General features: G+C 60.9%; 14 protein-coding genes and 1 tRNA gene. 3 read left to right on the top strand and 12 right to left on the bottom strand.

The genetic code is table 11. The annotated features are described in order from the left end of the window. Positions 1-25: 25 nt before the first annotated feature. The 6 genes from BM403_RS28110 to dibA all read right to left on the bottom strand — a co-directional run bounded on the left by BM403_RS28110 (position 26) and on the right by dibA (position 6,439). The gene (locus BM403_RS28110) at positions 26-1,006 is read right to left on the bottom strand and encodes a sulfate/molybdate ABC transporter ATP-binding protein (protein ID WP_046034569.1); all 981 of its coding nucleotides are present in this window, start codon (positions 1,004-1,006) and stop codon (positions 26-28) included. 3 nt (positions 1,007-1,009) lie between these two features. Beyond that, positions 1,010-1,882: a sulfate ABC transporter permease subunit CysW gene (gene cysW, locus BM403_RS28105; RefSeq protein WP_012721626.1), complete on the bottom strand. Its 873-nt coding sequence runs from the start codon at positions 1,880-1,882 to the stop codon at positions 1,010-1,012. A 13-nt stretch (positions 1,883-1,895) separates the two neighbouring features. Continuing rightward, positions 1,896-2,714, bottom strand: a complete 819-nt coding sequence (gene cysT, locus BM403_RS28100) for a sulfate ABC transporter permease subunit CysT (protein ID WP_012721625.1) — start codon at positions 2,712-2,714, stop codon at positions 1,896-1,898. 243 nt (positions 2,715-2,957) lie between these two features. After that, positions 2,958-3,968, bottom strand: a complete 1,011-nt coding sequence (locus BM403_RS28095) for a sulfate ABC transporter substrate-binding protein (RefSeq protein ID WP_093546230.1) — start codon at positions 3,966-3,968, stop codon at positions 2,958-2,960. A gap of 74 nt (positions 3,969-4,042) precedes the next feature. After that, positions 4,043-4,225 (bottom strand): sulfur starvation response protein OscA, encoded by a 183-nt coding sequence (gene oscA / locus BM403_RS28090; RefSeq protein WP_003170956.1) that lies wholly within the window; start codon positions 4,223-4,225, stop codon positions 4,043-4,045. Positions 4,226-4,525: 300 nt separating this feature from the next. After that, on the bottom strand, positions 4,526-6,439 hold the full coding sequence (gene dibA, locus BM403_RS28085; protein WP_093546227.1) for a phosphodiesterase DibA: 1,914 nt from the start codon (positions 6,437-6,439) through the stop codon (positions 4,526-4,528). Between the two features lie 166 nt (positions 6,440-6,605). On the opposite strand from dibA, the gene desA reads away from it, so the two are divergent. Beyond that, positions 6,606-7,790: a delta-9 fatty acid desaturase DesA gene (gene desA, locus BM403_RS28080; protein WP_012721622.1), complete on the top strand. Its 1,185-nt coding sequence runs from the start codon at positions 6,606-6,608 to the stop codon at positions 7,788-7,790. A 188-nt stretch (positions 7,791-7,978) separates the two neighbouring features. Then, positions 7,979-8,980 carry a sensor domain-containing diguanylate cyclase gene (locus BM403_RS28075; RefSeq protein ID WP_093546224.1) on the top strand — a complete coding sequence of 334 codons (1,002 nt, stop codon included), beginning with the start codon at positions 7,979-7,981 and terminating at the stop codon, positions 8,978-8,980. Between the two features lie 62 nt (positions 8,981-9,042). Here BM403_RS28075 and BM403_RS28070 read toward each other — a convergent pair whose 3' ends face one another. The 3 genes from BM403_RS28070 to gabD all read right to left on the bottom strand — a co-directional run bounded on the left by BM403_RS28070 (position 9,043) and on the right by gabD (position 13,296). Continuing rightward, a complete protein-coding gene (locus BM403_RS28070; RefSeq protein WP_093546221.1) occupies positions 9,043-10,251 on the bottom strand; it encodes an HDOD domain-containing protein in 1,209 nt (402 codons plus the stop codon). 139 nt (positions 10,252-10,390) lie between these two features. After that, entirely contained in the window at positions 10,391-11,668 is a 1,278-nt protein-coding gene (gene gabT / locus BM403_RS28065) for a 4-aminobutyrate--2-oxoglutarate transaminase (RefSeq protein ID WP_012721619.1), read from the bottom strand. A gap of 185 nt (positions 11,669-11,853) precedes the next feature. Continuing rightward, positions 11,854-13,296: an NADP-dependent succinate-semialdehyde dehydrogenase gene (gabD, locus tag BM403_RS28060; protein ID WP_012721618.1), complete on the bottom strand. Its 1,443-nt coding sequence runs from the start codon at positions 13,294-13,296 to the stop codon at positions 11,854-11,856. Between the two features lie 370 nt (positions 13,297-13,666). Between gabD and BM403_RS28055 the strand changes: the two genes are divergently transcribed. Beyond that, a tRNA-Arg gene (locus BM403_RS28055) sits at positions 13,667-13,743 on the top strand. A gap of 56 nt (positions 13,744-13,799) precedes the next feature. On the opposite strand, the gene BM403_RS28050 is transcribed toward BM403_RS28055, so the two are convergent. From BM403_RS28050 to BM403_RS28040, 3 genes are all read right to left on the bottom strand, one after another. After that, entirely contained in the window at positions 13,800-14,393 is a 594-nt protein-coding gene (locus BM403_RS28050) for a hypothetical protein (RefSeq protein WP_093546218.1), read from the bottom strand. After that, positions 14,390-14,962 carry an RNA polymerase sigma factor gene (locus BM403_RS28045; RefSeq protein WP_093546216.1) on the bottom strand — a complete coding sequence of 191 codons (573 nt, stop codon included), beginning with the start codon at positions 14,960-14,962 and terminating at the stop codon, positions 14,390-14,392. Before BM403_RS28045 ends, BM403_RS28050 begins: the two co-directional genes overlap by 4 nt. 77 nt (positions 14,963-15,039) lie before the next feature. Further along, complete coding sequence (locus BM403_RS28040; RefSeq protein WP_093546214.1) at positions 15,040-16,662, bottom strand: vWA domain-containing protein; 1,623 nt, start codon at positions 16,660-16,662, stop codon at positions 15,040-15,042. Positions 16,663-16,747: the final 85 nt, after the last annotated feature.

Here is a 16,747-nt window from a genome sequence, read left to right as displayed (position 1 = left end):
CCCCTATGGGATATTGGGTGGGCTTTTAAGCTTTTTGCCAGACCTTGGGCTTGAAGAACAGGGTCTCGCCACGGGCCAAACCGGTCAGGCTGTCGTGGTCCTTCACCACTTCAGCTTCGATCAGCTCGCTCTGGCCTTCCACCTTCAACGTCACACGGGTTGTCGCGCCGAGCGGGCGAATATCCCGCACTTCAGCGGCGTGGTGATCCTCCAGCTCATGACGCGACAGCGACACTTCATGTGGACGGAACAGCACGTGCTGGTCTTCACCCAGGTGCAGGCGGTTCGAATCACCCAGGAAGTGATAGACGAAATCGCTGGCCGGGTTTTCGTAGACGTCGCCCGGTGAACCGATCTGCTCGATCACGCCCTTGTTCATCACCACGATGCGGTCGGCGACTTCCATGGCCTCTTCCTGGTCGTGGGTCACGAACACCGAGGTCAGGTTGATGTCTTCGTGCAGGCGCGCCAGCCAGCGGCGCAGTTCTTTACGCACCTTGGCATCGAGGGCGCCGAAGGGCTCGTCCAGCAGCAACACTTTCGGTTCCACCGCCAGGGCACGGGCCAGGGCGATACGCTGGCGCTGGCCACCGGAGAGTTGCTCCGGGTAGCGATCGGACAGCCAGTCCAGTTGCACCATGTTCAGCAGCTCATGCACTTTGACCGCGATCTGGCTTTCATTCGGGCGCTGGTTTTTCGGTTTCATGCGCAGGCCGAACGCCACGTTGTCGAACACCGTCATGTGGCGGAACAACGCATAGTGCTGGAACACGAAGCCGACGTTGCGATCACGCACGTCGTGGCCGGACACGTCTTCACCGTGGAACACGATGCTGCCGTCATCCGGGGTTTCCAAACCGGCGATGATGCGCAGCAAGGTGGTCTTGCCGCAGCCGGACGGGCCGAGCAAGGCCACCAGCTCGCCACTCTGGATGTCCAGATTGATGCTGTTCAGGGCCTTGAAGGCGTTGAAGTTCTTGCTGACATTACGGACTTCGATCGACATGACTTATTCCTCAGCCGCACCGGCGCGCAGGCGGTTAATACGGTTCTCGCTCCACTGCTTGAGCAGCAGGATGAAGAGCGCCAGGATCAGCAGCAGACTCGCCACCGCAAACGCGGCAACGTGGTTGTATTCGTTGTAGAGAATCTCGACGTGCAGCGGCAGGGTGTTGGTCACGCCGCGAATGTGGCCGGACACCACCGACACCGCGCCGAACTCACCCATCGCCCGTGCGGTACACAGCACCACGCCGTAGATGAGGCCCCATTTGATGTTCGGCACGGTGACATGCCAGAACATCTGCCAGCCATTGGCACCGAGCAGGCGCGCGGCCTCTTCTTCCTGGGTGCCCTGCTCCTGCATCAGCGGGATCAGTTCACGGGCCACGAAGGGCACGGTGACGAAGATGGTCGCCAGCACGATGCCAGGCAAGGCGAACACGATCTGGATATCGTGCTCCTGCAGCCAAGGGCCAAAGAAGCCCTGGGCGCCGAACATCAGCACGTAGACCAAACCGGCGATGACCGGCGACACCGAGAACGGCAGGTCGATCAGCGTCACCAGGATGCTCTTGCCACGGAACGAGTACTTGCTCACGCACCACGCGGCGCTGACGCCGAACACCAGGTTGAGCGGCACCGAAATCACCACGGCGATCACCGTGAGTTTCAGTGCCGACAGCGCGTCCGGCTCGAGAATCGCGGTGAAGAACGCACCGAGGCCGTTTTTCAGGCCTTGGGTCACCACGATCAACAGCGGCAACAGCAGGAACAGTGCGAACACCAGCCAGCCAAGGCCGATCAGGATGCGTCGGGACGCAGCACTGCCACGGCGGGCGGCGTTGGCCGAGGACGCGGCGGAAATAGACGATTGGGACATGTTCCGCGCTTCCTTATGGACGTTCGATGCGCCGCTGCAACAAGTTGATCAGCAGCAGCAGGACAAAGGAAACCACCAGCATCAGCACGCCGATGGAGGTGGCGCCGCGGTAGTCGTATTGGTCGAGCTTGACCATGATCAGCAACGGCAGGATCTCGGTTTTCATCGGCATGTTGCCGGCGATAAAGATCACCGAACCGTACTCACCGACGCCACGGGCAAACGCCAGGGCGAAACCGGTCAACCAGGCTGGCAGCAACGCAGGCACCAGGATGTAGCGGAACACCTGCAACGGCTTGGCACCCAGGCAGGCGGCGGCTTCTTCGACTTCCCGGGGAATATCGGCCAACACCGGCTGCACCGTGCGCACCACGAAAGGCAGGGTGACGAAGGTCAGCGCCAGGGTGATGCCCAGCGGCGTGTAGGCGATCTTGAAGCCCAGGTCCGCGGCGAACTGGCCGACCAGGCCGTTAGGCGTGTACAGCGCCGTCAGGGCGATACCGGCGACGGCGGTGGGCAGGGCGAAGGGCAGGTCGATCATCGCATCGATGATCTTGCGACCGGGGAAGGTGTAGCGCACCAGCACCCAGGCCAGCAGTGTGCCAATCACGCCGTTGATCAACGCGGCGTACAGCGCCGTGCTGAAGCTCAGTTGCAACGCCGCCAGCACGCGCGGTGCGGAGATGATGTTCCAGAACTGATCCCAGGTAAGTTGAGCGGCGTGTACAAACATCGCCGCGAGGGGGATGAGTACGATCAGGCTGAGGTACACCACGGTGTAGCCCAGCGTCAGCCCGAAGCCGGGTATGACGGGGGAGATACGACGCGACATAAGAGTCCTTGGTTAAAGGGTAGAAACCACTGCAGGAGCGCGCCGTAAATGTAGAGGTAACTTATTGTGGCGAGGGAGCTTGCTCCCGCTGGAGCGCGAAGCGCTCCCAAACCGGTATCCGCGTTGCACCTGGTGCAACTCGGTTGTCTGATTTTGGGGCTGCTTCGCAGTCCAGCGGGAGCAAGCTCCCTCGCCACAGTAAGGGCCTCTCCACAGAAAGTGGGCTCCTACAGGTACTTTGGTTTACTGCGCGGTGTAGATCTGGTCGAACACGCCACCGTCGTTAAAGAATTTCGGTTGGGCAGTTTTCCAGCCGCCGAAGTCTTTGTCGATAGTCACCAGGTCCAGTTTCGGGAACTGCTGGGCGTATTTGGCGGCCACTTTTGCATCGCGTGGGCGGTAGAAGTTCTTCGCCGCAATCTCCTGGCCAGCCGGGCTGTACAGGTGTTTCAGGTACTCAGTGGCGATCTCGGTGTTGCCTTTTTTCTCGGCGTTCTTGTCGACCACGGCCACCGGAGGCTCGGCGAGGATCGACAGGGAAGGCACGACGATATCGAACTTGTCAGCGCCGCCGTCTTCTTTCAGGGCCAGGAACGCTTCGTTCTCCCAAGCCAGCAACACGTCACCCTGACCGTTGTTGACGAAGGTGATGGTCGAACCGCGAGCACCGGTGTCCAGCACAGGAACATGCTTGAACAGCTCTTTCACGTATTCCTGGGCCTTGGCTTCGCTGCCACCGGTTTTCAGGCCATAAGCCCAGGCGGCGAGGAAGTTCCAGCGGGCGCCGCCGGAGGTTTTCGGGTTCGGGGTGATCACCGACACGTCTTTTTTGATCAGGTCGCCCCAATCCTTGATGCCTTTAGGGTTGCCCTTGCGCACCAGGAACACGATGGTCGAGGTGTACGGGGTGCTCGCATCCGGCAGGCGGGTCTGCCAGTTTTCCGGCAGGGTCTTGCCCAGCTTGGCGATTTCGTCGATGTCACCGGCTAGGGCCAGGGTGACCACGTCGGCGCGCAGGCCGTCGATCACGGCACGGCCTTGTTTGCCCGAACCGCCATGGGATTGCTGGATCTTGACGTTGTCGCCCGGGTGAGACTGTTTCCAGAAGGTGGTGAACTCAGCGTTGTAGTCCTGGTACAGCTCACGGGTAGGGTCGTACGAGACGTTGAGCAACTCGTAGTCCTTGGCAACCGCGGAACCTGCAAACACGGCGCTGGCCAGGGCGGCTAGGGCATAACGGCGAATCGACGACATAGAAGCTCCTGAAATTCTGGGGTGTTGGCTTTTTCTTATAGATGCGGGTCTAGCATGCGAATCGCCGTTCTTGCTTAGCTCGGTTTGTTACCCGGATTCTGCAAACGGAATTTTTCTTTGCGTTCAATCTGAACCACTTGGGCGTTGTGCACCGTGATTTCCACCGCGCCAAACCGCAGATCGCGCAGGGCGCTCTGGATCTCACGCAAAATGGCTGCTTCGTCCTGGCCGTCGACGCTACGTAGAGATGCGCTCATGGTCTCGCTCCTGAAATGAATAGTGCCTCGCAGTGGCGGCACTGCTTGCGGCGTGAGGGCGATAGTAGATAAGCGCGGATATTCTTAAAAATACTATTTAAGAATGTTTATATAACCAGAAAGAATTTTCTGATGGGACGCGGGGTTGCGCGCGGGTTCTGTGCCAGAACGCAAAAATAAAGTCTTGAGCAGATTCAAATGTGGGAGGGGGCTTGCCCCCGATGGCGGTAGGTCAGTCAAGAATTTCTAACCTGACACACCGCTATCGGGGCAAGCCCCCTCCCACATTTTGACTGCATTTCAAGGCCTGATTACGGGGGCCCGTGACCAATCGATTTCCTGCGCCGGCATCGGTTTCCCAAACCAATACCCCTGCCCCATGTCGCACTGCTGGTCGAGCAGGAAGCGCGCCTGTTCCTCCTGCTCGATCCCCTCGGCATGCACCTGCATGCCCATGCTTTTCGCCAGGGCGATCACCACGCGCACGATCGCCGCGTCATCCTCATCCCACGGCAAGCCGGCGACGAAGCCCTGGTCGATCTTGAGCTTCTGCACCGGCAGGCGCTTGAGGCGCAACAGCGACGAATAACCGGTACCAAAATCATCGATGGCCAGGCGCAAGCCCAGCTCGCGCAAGCGGTGCAGCTGCTCCAAGGCCACCTCAGGGTCGTCCATCACGGCGCTTTCGGTGACTTCCAGCTCGAGGAAAGCCGGGTCCAGGCCGGTGTCGTGCAGCACTTGGGCAACCTGTTCATACAGCTCGCGCCGGGCAAACAGGCGGCTGGACACGTTGATCGCGATAAAACTCAACGGCGCCCCCTGCGCCAACCAATCGCACATCTGCCGGCAAGCCTGGTCCATCACCCAGGCATCGATATCGGCAATCAGCCCGGTGCGCTCGGCAATCGGGATAAATTCCCCAGGCGGCACCAGGCCACGCGCCGGGTGCTGCCAGCGCACCAGCGCTTCGACGCCAATCAGGCGGCTACCATTGAGGTCGTGTACCGGCTGGTAGTAGACGCGCAGCTCTTTCTGCTCAAGGGCACGGCGCAGCTCGCTGGCGATTTCCACGCGGTTTTGCGCGTGGGCGGTGAGTTCTTCGGTGTACAGCGCATAGCCCTCACGGCCGGTGCTCTTGGCCTTGAACAGCGCGGAATCGGCGTTGCGCAGCAGTTGTTCAGCGCTCAACGCGTCATTGGGGAACAGGCTGATGCCAATACTGGCGCTGATAAACAGCTGATGGCCGTCGAAGAGGAACGGTTGTTTCATCGCCTCCAACATGCGTTGCGCCAAGCTGGCCGCTTGCGCCACCTGTGGACAACTTTCCGCCAGCACGGCGAACTCATCCCCACCCAGGCGCGCCAGGGTCACGCCGGGGCCGAACAGTGCCTTGAGCCGTTCACCCACCAGCTTGAGCAACTGGTCGCCGACGTTATGGCCCAGGCTGTCGTTGATGATCTTGAAGTGGTCCAGATCGAGCAACAGCAGGGCGCAGCCGCGCTTGTGGACTTGCGCCGACGCCAGCGCCTGCTGGGCGCGGTCGGTAAACAGCAGGCGATTGGGCAGGTCGGTCAGCGGATCATGGTGAGCGAGGTGGGCCAACTCGTGCTCGGAATCCTTGATCGCGCTGATATCGGAAAACACCGCCACGTAGTGGCTGACCTGGCCCAGGTCATCGTGGATTACACGGATGGTTTGCCACTGTGGATAAATCTCGCCGCTTTTGCGTCGGTTCCAGATTTCACCGCTCCATTCGCCGCAGCGCTCCAGGCTCTGGAACATCTGCTGGTAGAAATTCGACGAATGGCGACCGGACTTGAACAGGCTGGGCTGGCGACCCATGACGTCTTCACGGCTGTAACCGGTGATTTCCATAAAGGCCCGATTGACGTGCACGATCAGCCCCTGAGCGTCAGTGACCAACACGCCTTCGCGGGTACAATCGAACACGGCCGCGGCCTGGCGCAGGCGTTCACGGTTTTCCTTCAGGGGTTGCTGCTGCTGGTTGGCACGGGCAAACCGGGCGCAGATCAAGTAAATCACCAAGGCACTGAGTGCCACCCACACATAGCCACGCACCTGCAGCCAGTGATTCAACGCACTCGGGTTATCGAGAAACTCGATCAATAACCGCTCAGTCAGGCTTATCCACGCAATCGAAACCAGCAGATATACCAGCCCCGCCCACCGGGCACCTCGGTATGAAAACAGCATATGGTCAGTAATCCTTACCAAAAAAACATAATCGCCCCACAAAGGCTGCGGATTATAGAATAAGAAACATCCAGTCACTCCTATCTGAAAGGGCGGCTGGTTTTCTCTGTAGGCTTAGTGATAATGCGTGAGCTGTTTTTTTCTTTATCTGAGGGCCATACAGCCTATGTGGTACAACGGTTTTCTTGACTTGTCAGCCTGGCAATTGGTGGCAGTCACTCTGTTGATGACCCACGTGACCATCATTGCGGTCACGGTCTATCTGCACCGCTATTCAGCCCATCGCTCCCTGGAGCTCAATGCAGGCCTGAAACACTTCTTCCGCTTCTGGCTGTGGCTGACCACGGCGCAGAACACCCGCGAGTGGACGGCCATCCACCGCAAGCACCACGCCAAGTGCGAAACCGTCGACGACCCGCACAGCCCGGTCATCAAGGGCCTGTCCACCGTGCTGCGCACCGGTGCCGAGCTCTACCGCGCCGAGGCCGAAAACCCGGAGACCCTGCGTATCTACGGCAAGAACTGCCCGGATGACTGGATCGAACGCAAGCTCTACACCCCCTACCCGCTACTCGGCGTGGCGATCATGGGCGTGATCGACCTGCTGTTGTTCGGCACCATCGGCATCACGATCTGGGCGATCCAGATGATGTGGATCCCGTTCTGGGCCGCCGGTGTGATCAATGGCCTGGGCCATGCCGTGGGCTATCGCAACTTCGAATGCCGTGATGCGGCGACCAACCTGGTGCCGTGGGGCATCATCGTCGGGGGCGAAGAGCTGCATAACAACCACCACACCTACCCCAACTCCGCCAAGCTGTCCGTGAAGAAATGGGAGTTCGACCTGGGTTGGGCGTGGATCAAGGTATTCAGCTTCCTGCGCCTGGCCAAGGTGCAGCGCGTTGCGCCCATCGCCCACCGCGTGGAAGGCAAGGGCCACCTGGACATGGACACCGCCATGGCGATCCTCAACAACCGCTTCCAGATCATGGCCCAGTACCGCAAGTTGGTAATCGGACCGCTGGTCAAGCAGGAACTGGAAAAGGTCGATCACTCCGTTCGTCACCAATTCCACCGCGCCAAGCGCCTATTGTCGCGGGAAACCAGCTTGCTGGACGACCGCCACCACCTGCGTATCCAGAGCATGCTGGAGCATAGCCAGGCCCTTAAAGTGATCTATGAAAAGCGCCTGGCGCTGCAACAGATCTGGCTCAAGACCAGCTCCAATGGCCACGATATGCTCGCCGCCATCAAGGAATGGGTACACGAGGCCGAGGCCAGCGGCATCCAGTCCCTGCGGGATTTTGCCCACCAATTGAAGACCTATTCGCTGCGCCCTGCATCCATATGACAACAAGGCGGGAGGGCCTTCCCTCCCGCCCATCAGCTTTTTGGCGCCATTTCTCGGACACCGTCAATCGATCCTATTGACGGAACTTCACTGCAATTCGCCTCTCTCAATGAACACTTCGCCATCATGGTGGCCCCTTGTAGTGACCGCTGCTCCAGTTTGCGGCGCGCCCAGAGAGAGTTGTGCCGATGGTTCACGAAAAGTCCTCCTTAGTCGACGCGCCCACAGCTGAGCATCCCCGCCCAGCTGCGGCGGCGACCCTGCTGGCGCTGGTGCATGCCCAGGGTGAAGTCGAGCGATTGAGCGAGCGTGAGCAGCTGCTGAGCTCGATGCTGGTCAGCGTGAATGCCGTGCTGTGGGCCATCGATTGGGAAACCCGTCGCGTGCTATACGTGAGCCCGGCTTACGAGCGGGTGTTCGGTCGCTCCGCCAGCCTGCTGCTGGCCGACCATCGGGAGTGGCGCAACAGCATTCACCCCGAGGACCTCGACTACGCCGAACACAGCCTGGCCCGCGTGCTGGAGCAGGGCGCGGTTGAAGACCGGGAGTACCGCATCATCACGGCCAACGGGCAGATCCGCTGGCTGAGCGACAAGTGTTATATCAATCAACAGGTTGAGCCCGGCGAACCGGTGATCGTGGTCGGCATGGCCGAAGACATCACCGAAAAGAAACAACTTGAGCTGGAACTGCACCGTCTCGCCACCACCGACGTGCTGACCCAGAGCAGCAACCGCCGACACTTCTTCGAATGCGCCAACCAGGCCTTCGACACTGCCTGTGCCCAAGGTGCGCCGCTGGCCTTCCTTCTACTGGACATCGATGACTTCAAGGACGTCAACGACACCTACGGTCACCTGGAAGGCGATCAGGTGTTGCGGCGTATCGCCGAGAGCGGTCGCGGGGTACTGCGCCGTGGCGACCTGTTCGGGCGCATTGGGGGCGAAGAGTTCGCCGCTGTCCTCCCCGGCTGCGCACCGGAGATGGCGCTGCAGGTCGCTGAACGACTGGGCAAAGAGATTCAGGCGCTGAGTTTCAGCTATGAAGGCCAGGCCTTCAGCGTGACCATCAGCCAGGGCCTGGCCAACCTCAGCGAGTCAGACTCGACCCTGGACAGCCTGTTCGCCCGCGCCGATGCGGCCATGTACGAGGCCAAGCGCCTCGGCAAAAACCGCGTCATCGCCGGCTAGTGGTCGACTGATCAAATGTGGGAGGGGGCTTGCCCCCTCCCACATTTCGACCGCAGCGCCTTTTAGGATTTGCGTATTCGGGTCAGCTCCGGCAAGCCCACCTTGAGCAGTCGCGCTGTCTTGCCCGCAGCCAGTGCTTCCAGCCCTTCGTGCTCGGTCAAACGCGCCATCTGCGCCGCCAGGTTCATCACCAGCGCATCCCGGGCATAGACCCCACCCTCCAACGAATAAATCGCCGCGATCAACTGACGCAGCTCAAGCGGCAAACGCCAACGTGCGCGCAGTGCCGAACCGTAGGCAGCGCCAAACGTGTGGAGCGACTCGCCAATCGCTTCGTCATCCAATGCACCACCGCCCTGGCGCCAGTCTTCCAGGCAGCGTAACAACGCCAAGTCACCCAGCCGATGGAGGATACCGGCGCTGTAGCAACGCTCATGGTCCAGCGCCAACAGGTGTGCCAGACGCCGGGCATAGTCGGCGGTGTCCTGGGACAACTGCCAGTGACGCTCGGCATAGGCGACCAGGGCCGAATCCCCCAACACCACGTTGTGCTTGAGCGCCAGGCCGAGGATAAGATTCATGCTGTGCCCGGGCGCCAGCGTGTGCAGGGCTGCGGGCAGGGTTTGCACGGGCGTGCCGTGATGGCCGGCGCTGTTGGCGGCGGCGATCAGCACGGCGGTAATTTGTGGGTCCATACGCACCCGGTCTTCGAGTTGCTTAAGGTCCAGGCCATCCGGCCCGAGGCTGCGTTGCACCGCGGCTCTCACGTCGACCCGCAACGGCGCACCATCGGACGCCTCGCGGCGACGCTCGAGGAATACCGGCAAAGTCATGCCGGGCGCCAGCGGCGGAATCTCGCAGTACACCGTTTCGCCTTCATTCAGCAGCAGGTCTTGCAGACGCTGCGTCAGGCCTTCCATGTTCAGGGGTTTGGTCAAATACGCCGTGGGCGCCAAAGGCAAGACTTCGCGGACGCTTGCGCTGTCGTTGCGACTGCTCAGCAGAATGAACGGCAGCGCGGGTGAGCGGCGTTTCTGGCGCACGTTGCGCAACAGACTCAGCCCATCGATGCCGGGCAGCTCCCAATCCGCCAGGATCAGGTCGTAGGGCTTTTCGCGCAACAGCGTGGCCGCTTGTTGCCCGTCGGCACACACATCCAGCCGCGCATCGCAGCGCACATTCAACAGCACTTGCTTGAGCAGGTCCCGCGACCAGGGGTCTGCTTCGGCAATCAGTACGCGCGGTACAGCGGGTAAATCAACAGCAATCATCCTGCACGCTCCCTCGGCAATGCTGGAACCTTAGACAATGCAGGCGCCTACGTACAATGAACAAGGCCTGAATGCGCAGTGATCGGCATAAAAAAACCCGCCGAAGCGGGTTTTTTGTGTCAATCAGCTCAGCCTCCGCTTACAGCTCGGAGAAGCATTCTTCGATGATCGCCAGGCCCTTGTCCAACTGCTCGTCCGGCGAAGTCAGCGGGACCAGTACGCGCAACACGTTGCCGTAGGTGCCGCAGGACAGCAGGATCAGACCCTTGTCACGCGCCTTGGCCACCACGGAGGCAACGGCAGCGGCGTTCGGCTTGTGGCTGTCGCCATCTTCAAACAGTTCGACCGCGATCATCGCGCCCAATGCACGCACTTCGCCGATCACCGGGTATTTAGCCTGGATAGCTTTGAGGCCAGTCACCAGGCGCTCACCGACAGCTTTGCAGCGGTCCAGCAGGTGCTCTTCTTCGAATACTTCCATCACCGCCAGCGCAGCGGCGCAAGCAATCGGGCTACCGGCATAGGTTCCGCCGAGGCCGCCGGGTGCAATGGCGTCCATGTATTCGGCTTTGCCGCACACACCGGCCAGCGGGAAGCCACCAGCGATGGATTTGGCGAAGGTGGTCAGGTCGGCCGCAACGCCCATCTGTTCCATGGCGAAGAACGTACCGGTACGGCCGGCACCGGTTTGCACTTCGTCGGCGATCAGCAGGATGCCGTGCTTGTCGCACAGCTCGCGCAGGCGCTTCATGAAGGATTTTGGCGCGACGTAGAAGCCGCCTTCGCCCTGTACCGGCTCGATGATGATGGCAGCGATATCACGCGGCTCGGCATCGTTTTTGAAGATGCGTTCGATGCTTGCGATGGCGTCATCGTCGCTGACACCGTGCAATTCGTTCGGGAACAGCGCGCGGAATACGCCACCCGGCATCAGACCCATGCCAGCCGAGTACGGCACGACTTTGCCGGTAAGGCCCAGTGTCATCATGGTGCGGCCGTGGTAGGCACCGGTGAAGGCGATCACGCCGGCACGGCCAGTAGCGGCACGGGCGATTTTCACGGCGTTTTCGACGGCTTCGGAACCGGTGGTGACCAGCAGGGTTTTCTTGGCGAAATCACCTGGGACCTTGGCGTTGATTTTTTCGCACAATTCCACGTAAGGCTCATAGGCCAGTACCTGGAAGCAGGTGTGGGTCAGCTTGTTCAGTTGCTCGGTCACGGCGGCAATGATTTTCGGGTGCACGTGGCCGGTGTTCAGCACGGCGATACCGCCGGCGAAGTCGATGAACTCGCGACCTTCAACGTCGGTCACGGTGGCATTCTTCGCGGATTCAGCGAAGATCGGGTGAATCTGGCCAACACCGCGGGGTACAGCGGCTTCGCGGCGTTTCATCAGGGATGCGTTGGTCTTGCTCATAAAGTCCTCATTCGCCACTCATCGGGTGGCGTCGTCCAAGGAATACGTGGCGGGGAGGCAACTACGGCAGCATGCGATGATCGACTGCCACAGCTTTCCCGGCCACTACGAATAACGGTGTGAAACACGCAAAGGGTCAGCGCTCTCGTGCCCTCTGCGTTTACGGCAATGCCTTGCCGGGCGGGTTAGATGCCCAGGCAGAGGTATTTGATTTCCAGGTAATCCTCGATCCCGTACTTGGAACCTTCACGGCCCAGGCCCGAGGCCTTGATGCCGCCGAACGGCGCGACTTCGTTGGAGATCAACCCGGTGTTGACGCCGACCATGCCGTATTCCAAGGCTTCAGCCACGCGGAACACACGGCCCAGGTCGCGGGCATAGAAGTAGGAAGCCAGGCCGAACTCGGTGTCGTTGGACATCGCGATCACTTCAGCTTCATCTTTGAAACGGAACAGCGGCGCCAATGGGCCGAAGGTTTCTTCCTTCGCGACGGCGGCGTTTTTCGGCACGTCGACCAGGATAGTCGGCTCGAAGAAGTTGCCTTCCATCACCTTGCCACCGGCCAACAGCTTGGCGCCTTTGCTCAGGGCATCGGCGATGTGTTCCTGGACCTTGGCCACAGCTTTTTCGTCGATCAGCGGGCCCGTGGTGGTGCCTTCTTCCAGACCGTTGCCGATCTTCAACTTGGCCACCGCCACTTTGAGTTTTTCCGCGAACGCGTCGTACACCGAATCCTGGATGTACAGGCGGTTGGCACAGACGCAGGTCTGGCCGTTATTACGGTACTTGGAGATGATCGCGCCTTCGACGGCCTTATCCAGGTCGGCGTCGTCGAACACGATGAACGGCGCGTTGCCGCCCAGTTCCAGGGAGACTTTCTTGATGTCCTTGGCGCATTCGGCCATGAGCTGGCGACCGATTTCGGTCGAGCCGGTGAAGGACAATTTGCGCACGATCGGGTTGCTGGTCAGCTCGCCACCGATGTCGCCGGCGCTGCCGGTCACCACACTCAGCACGCCTTTCGGGATGCCAGCACGGTGTGCCAGCTCAACCAGGGCCAGGGCAGAGAACGGGGTTTGAGAAGCCGGCTTGATCACCATGGTGCACCCGGCGGCCAGGGCTGGGCCAGCTTTACGGGTGATCATCGCGGCCGGGAAGTTCCACGGGGTGATCGCAGCGGTCACACCGATCGGCTGCTTGATCACGATCAGGCGCTTGTCCGGCTGGTGGCCAGGAATCACGTCACCGTAGATGCGCTTGGCTTCTTCGGCGAACCACTCGATGAAGGACGCGGCATAGACGATCTCGCCCTTGGCTTCGGCCAGCGGTTTGCCTTGCTCGAGAGTCATCAGGCGACCGAGGTCTTCCTGGTTTTCGATCAGCAGCTCAAACCAACGGCGCAGCTTATTGGCTCGCTCCTTGGCGGTCAGTGCCCGCCAGGCCGGCAGCGCCTTATCGGCAGCTTCGATGGCACGGCGGGTTTCAGCGGCCCCCATCTTCGGCACGGTGCCGAGAATCTCACCGGTGGCAGGGTTGTTGACCTTGATGGTCTGACCATTGTCCGCATCGACCCAAGCGCCATCGATAAAGGCTTGTTGGCGGAACAACTGGGAATCTTTGAGCTGCATGTCGGCTTTCCTTAACAGCACCGCGCGCACGCGGAGCGAATTAGAGTTGTTGAAAGGCGCCTTGTGGGCTGCCGTCAGGGAAATCAGCCTCTGCGCGCGGATGAAGTGAAAGAGCGCACGGGAGACAGAGCGTTTGAAATCTCAAACGAATCCTAGGATCAATGGGGGTACAGGGCAATAGTCTGTTCGAAAAAAAGAACGAAAACGGCGCATTTATCCGGTTTTTCTGATCAGCGTATTTCTGCCAGGTTTCACTGCAATGATCGGTGCCTCCCGACTTAGGGCCTTATGCGGCAGATTCCTACGCTTGAAGGCTCAAAGACCAGCATGGACGCCCAAGGTCGACATGGGTATGATGTCGCCCGCACAAGCATCCGTAGCTCAGCTGGATAGAGTACTGCCCTCCGAAGGCAGGGGTCGTGGGTTCGAATCCCGCCGGGTGCACCATATCCAGATGAAAAAGCCCCAGGTCAAAAGGCCTGGGGCTTTTTTGTGGGCGACATTCAATGTTTCTGCAATGCCTCCAACCGCGCCGGCAAGTCTTCCTCAGGAAAGCGCTCGTGCAACGCCAACAGCTTCTCATCCGCCGCTCTACTTTCTCCGGCCTCACGCAGCCTCACAATCTCCTGCAACCCCTCCTCCAACCCCGGCACCGCCACCGGCGCGCGTTTGCTGAGTTTGGCGGGCGACTCATCCGCCATCGAGCCCATGACTTGCGCGCTCTCGGCCTTGGGAGCGACGGCCAGTCGGGCCACGGGCGCAGGGGCGGACATCGGGGGCGGAGCAGGACGCGCGGCTTCCTCATGAAGGGCGGAGAAGGTCGCCGTGGAGATGTCGGGGTGCGGCACGGGCTCGCGTAGGACCACGCCGATCATCAGCGCTAAGCCTGCGACGGTGGCAAACGCCATCTGCCAGCGTGGCCGTTGGCAGGCTTGCAGCCAGCGTTGCCACAGGCTCGGCTGCGGCGCCGGGGCTTCGCGGCGGGCGGTGGCGAGGATGAAGGCGTCGAGGGACGCGGGCGGCTCGCCGGTGCTGTGTTGACGCATGTGCTGGAGCAGCACGTCGTCGGGGTCCGGGGTGTGTCGGGGATCGGTCATGCGGGTATCTCCTCGGCCAGCAGGCGACGCAGTTTCTGCTGGGCGTAACGCAGGCGGCTTTTGACGGTTTCCAGCGGGGCGCCGGTGAGGGCGGCGATTTGCGGCACTTCGAGGTCACCGTGCAGGCGCAGCAGGAAAACTTCGCGCTGGTCTTCGGGCAGGTCTTGCAGCGCGACGTCGAGGCGGGCCTGGTCGCGGCTCAGGCTCAGTTGCTGCTCGGGGCCGGCGCTGTCGTCGGCCTGGGCGTGCAGTTGCTCGTCGTAGCTGTCGTGCAGGGGGTTGTGGATGCCGTGCTTGCGCCAATGGTCGATCAGGCGGTTGCGGGCGATCTGGAACAGCCATGTGCGAAAGCTCGCCCGGCCTTGTGGCTGGGTGGCGCTGCGGATCAGGCTGAGCCAGGTTTCCTGGTAGATTTCCTCGGCCAGTTCGGCCTTGTTGCTCAGGGATACGAGGAATCGGTACAGGCCCTGGCGATGGCGCGCGTACAAGGCTTCGAACGCGGCGCTGTCGCCGGTTCGGTAGCGGGCCAGCAGCGCTTCGTCGCTGGGTGGATCGTCTGGAACGGCCATGTAATGGGCGAACTCCTTTTGTAAATGTGGGAGGGGGCTTGCCCCCTCCCACATTTCGACCAGTGTTGCATTCAAGATCAGTGTTTGAGGCTTTGGGCCAATTCCACCAGTTGCACGAACTCATTACGCAGGCCGAACGGGTCATTGCCTCGGGCCGAGCGGGCCAGTTCGGCAGTGTCCTGCAGGCTCATGCTGCCAGTGTAGCGGCCATCGCCCTTGAGCTGTAGTGCAAAGGCTGCCACTGCCGCCGCGAAGCGCAGGTCGTCGCTCGCTTGGGTGGATTTATTGCGGATGGGGCGCTCGATTAACTGACTGTCACCCCCCGCCGCCGACTTGTAGCGCACGCGCAGCATCGCCAGCTCACCCGATTTATCCTCAGCTGCAGGCGCAGCAGCGTAGCGCAAAGGCTCCGACCAGCCCTTCTCGCCCTTGGGCACAATTTCATACAACGCAGTGACCGTATGCCCTGCGCCAATTTCACCGGCGTCGACTTTGTCGTTATTGAAATCCTCGCGTTTCAAGGCGCGGTTTTCATAGCCCAGCAGGCGATATTCACTGACCTGCGCCGGGTTGAATTCCACCTGCAACTTCACATCGCGCGCCACCACCGCCAGGGTCGAGCTGAGTTGGTCCACCAGCACTTTGTGCGCTTCGCGAAGGTTGTCGATGTAGGCGTAATTGCCGTCGCCGGCGTCGGCCAGTTGTTCCATCAGGTGTTCGTTGTAGTTATCCACACCGAAACCCAGGGTGGTGAGGGACACGCCGCTTTTGCGCTGCTCTACCGCCATCTGTTTGAGGCTGTCGAAATCACTGATGCCCACGTTGAAGTCACCGTCGGTCGCCAGCAGGATGCGGTTGATACCGTTGTCGATAAAGCCTTCGCGGGCCATCTGGTAGGCCAGTTCGATGCCGGATGCGCCCGCCGTGGAGCCGCCTGCGGTGAGTTGGTCAATGGCGTTGCGGATCTTCACCTTGTCTCGACCGGAAGTCGGTTTGAGCACTACCCTGGACTCACCGGCATAGACCACCAGCGAAACACGGTCCTGCTCACGCAACTGATCCACCAGCAATTTCAGCGTGCTTTTCACCAGCGGCAAGCCTTCGCGACGGTCCATGGAGCCGGACACGTCCACCAGGAACACCAGGTTGGCCGGCGCCAACTCCGCCACGGGGCGGTCGGACGCCTTGATGCCGATGCGCAGCAGTTGGGTGCGCGGGTTCCACGGTGTGGCGGCCACTTCGGTGGTCACGCCAAAGGGCGAGCCGTCGGTGGGCAACGCGTAGTGGTAGGGGAAATAGTTGACCATTTCCTCGAGTCGCACAGCACCTTCGGGCGGCAGGCTGCCTTGGTTGAGGAAGCGTCTTACGTTGGCGTAGCTGCCCGTGTCGACATCAACACTGAAGGTTGAAACCGGCGTTTCGGCCACGCGATGCACCGGGTTGTCCGGCAGGTTGGCGTATTGCTCGCGGGGTTCGCTGCGGTAGTCCATCGCGGCGGACTCCTGCATACGCATCGGTGCAGGCATTGCCATGCGTTTCACCAAAGCGCCCTGGGGTGACGCGGTTTGCAGCTCGGCGACGGGCTCGGCCGGCTTGGCCAGCTCAGGGGACGAAGACAGCCCGCAACCGGCCAGCGCCACCACCATGGTGACGGCAAAGCCTTGGGCGGCAGGACGCAGGAAGAGCAGAGGACGGGACATGGGCTGAACCTCGTGAATGAATGATCCGTTCACAAGGTCAGACGCAAGGTGCGGGATGTTCGGGTTAACCCTGATTCAAATAACA

Source organism: Pseudomonas sp. OV546 (assembly GCF_900116845.1).
In the GTDB taxonomy this organism is placed as follows: domain Bacteria; phylum Pseudomonadota; class Gammaproteobacteria; order Pseudomonadales; family Pseudomonadaceae; genus Aquipseudomonas; species Aquipseudomonas petroselini.
This window is presented reverse-complemented; position numbering and strand designations above follow the sequence as displayed.

Bases quoted from the DNA above. Each gene is read 5' to 3' on its own strand.
- BM403_RS28110 (WP_046034569.1), bottom strand. From the start codon at position 1,006: ATGTCGATCGAAGTCCGTAATGTCAGCAAGAACTTCAACGCCTTCAAG.
- cysW (WP_012721626.1), bottom strand. From the start codon at position 1,882: ATGTCCCAATCGTCTATTTCCGCCGCGTCCTCGGCCAACGCCGCCCGC.
- cysT (WP_012721625.1), bottom strand. From the start codon at position 2,714: ATGTCGCGTCGTATCTCCCCCGTCATACCCGGCTTCGGGCTGACGCTG.
- BM403_RS28095 (WP_093546230.1), bottom strand. From the start codon at position 3,968: ATGTCGTCGATTCGCCGTTATGCCCTAGCCGCCCTGGCCAGCGCCGTG.
- oscA (WP_003170956.1), bottom strand. From the start codon at position 4,225: ATGAGCGCATCTCTACGTAGCGTCGACGGCCAGGACGAAGCAGCCATT.
- dibA (WP_093546227.1), bottom strand. From the start codon at position 6,439: ATGCTGTTTTCATACCGAGGTGCCCGGTGGGCGGGGCTGGTATATCTG.
- desA (WP_012721622.1), top strand. From the start codon at position 6,606: ATGTGGTACAACGGTTTTCTTGACTTGTCAGCCTGGCAATTGGTGGCA.
- BM403_RS28075 (WP_093546224.1), top strand. From the start codon at position 7,979: ATGGTTCACGAAAAGTCCTCCTTAGTCGACGCGCCCACAGCTGAGCAT.
- BM403_RS28070 (WP_093546221.1), bottom strand. From the start codon at position 10,251: ATGATTGCTGTTGATTTACCCGCTGTACCGCGCGTACTGATTGCCGAA.
- gabT (WP_012721619.1), bottom strand. From the start codon at position 11,668: ATGAGCAAGACCAACGCATCCCTGATGAAACGCCGCGAAGCCGCTGTA.
- gabD (WP_012721618.1), bottom strand. From the start codon at position 13,296: ATGCAGCTCAAAGATTCCCAGTTGTTCCGCCAACAAGCCTTTATCGAT.
- BM403_RS28050 (WP_093546218.1), bottom strand. From the start codon at position 14,393: ATGACCGATCCCCGACACACCCCGGACCCCGACGACGTGCTGCTCCAG.
- BM403_RS28045 (WP_093546216.1), bottom strand. From the start codon at position 14,962: ATGGCCGTTCCAGACGATCCACCCAGCGACGAAGCGCTGCTGGCCCGC.
- BM403_RS28040 (WP_093546214.1), bottom strand. From the start codon at position 16,662: ATGTCCCGTCCTCTGCTCTTCCTGCGTCCTGCCGCCCAAGGCTTTGCC.